This is a genomic window from Bacillus sp. J41TS8 (assembly GCF_018333035.1).
GTDB classification, from domain to species: Bacteria; Bacillota; Bacilli; order Bacillales; family Bacillaceae; genus Bacillus; species Bacillus paralicheniformis.
This window is the reverse complement of record NZ_BORF01000037.1, coordinates 1-852: the sequence shown is the minus strand read 5'-3', so window position 1 is coordinate 852 and position 852 is coordinate 1. Positions and strand designations below refer to the sequence as shown.

1 protein-coding gene is annotated in these 852 nt (G+C 58.9%); it reads right to left on the bottom strand.

What is annotated here, in order from left to right:
• A partial coding sequence (locus KI350_RS22710) for a condensation domain-containing protein (RefSeq protein WP_244845662.1) occupies positions 1-852 on the bottom strand: 852 nt, incomplete at both ends.

Here is an 852-nt window from a genome sequence, read left to right as displayed (position 1 = left end):
CGGGCAAGAAGCGTGCTGTACGCGGCGAGAAGAACCATATACAGGGTGCAGCCGTTGTCGCGGGCGATCTTGTAAAGGCCGGCTGTTGTTTTCGCATCAAGCGTGCGGGACACTGTATCACCCGCAAAGCTTCGTACCGCCGGGCGGGCGTTGTCGGCCGGAAGCTCAAGCACCGGCAGCTCTCCGTCGAGCTGCTTCAGCCAATAGGCTTCCTGTCTGTTGTACGCCTCCCCTTGTTTGAATGCCTGTTGCCAGACGGCGTAGTCTTTATATTGAATCCGCAGCGGGGCAAGCGTCCGGCTGGCGTACAGCTCGCTGAATTCGTGGATTAAAGTGCCGACAGACACCCCGTCGGAAATGATGTGATGCATGTCCACCAACAACAGGTGCCTCTCCTCTGCTTCCTTCACAAGAGCGGCGCGGAAAAGCGGCGCTTCTTGAAGCCGGAACGGACGGACAAAGTCTTCAGCCGCCGCCAACTCCATCAGCTGAAACGGGACATCATCATGGATGCGCTGGACAGGCTCGCCGTCTGCCCCGGTTTCAAACGACGTCCTGAGCGATTCGTGGCGGCGGATCAGCTGCCTGAATACTTCATCAAGCCGGGCGCGGTCGAGCGGACCTGTCAGCTTAAGCGCCGCCGGCATATTGTAGCCGACACCGCCGTCTTCCAGCTGCTGAAGGACATACATCCGCTTTTGCGCCGAGGACACCGGGTAGGTGTCCTGTTTTTCTGCCGGTTCAATCGCCGCATGCGGGCTTTCATCCAATTCCTGAATCACGGCGGCGAGCTCTTCCAGTGTCGGCTTGGCGAAAATCTCCTTCAGCGGCACTTGCACGCCAAACGCTTTG